The 237-nt window shown below is 57.8% G+C and carries 1 pseudogene; it reads right to left on the bottom strand.

What is annotated here, in order from left to right:
- Nucleotides 1–192: pseudogene (locus tag AF337_RS40880) on the bottom strand (rhamnan synthesis F family protein); the annotation flags it as partial.
- Nucleotides 193–237: the final 45 nt, after the last annotated feature.

Raw genomic sequence — 237 nt, 5'->3', positions numbered from 1 at the left:
GCCCTCACGAACGAACAGGTCGGTAAAATCGATCTCGACTGCCTTTCTCAACGCGGCGCGGCGAAACCAGAACATCGACCCCGCGGGAAAGCGGCTACCTTTAAGCGCAGATGGATGGATACTACCCTCCAAAGCACCTCCGCCTTTCTGCGCGGCACGAAAATGCTCTATCCGCCGCAGGGTCTTCATCATGACCTTCTCGTTGATCGAAGTGCGGCCATCGAGGGGCAGGAGATG

Origin of the sequence: Rhizobium ecuadorense, assembly GCF_001187535.1 — a bacterium.
Taxonomy (GTDB): domain Bacteria; phylum Pseudomonadota; class Alphaproteobacteria; order Rhizobiales; family Rhizobiaceae; genus Rhizobium; species Rhizobium ecuadorense.
This window is presented reverse-complemented; position numbering and strand designations above follow the sequence as displayed.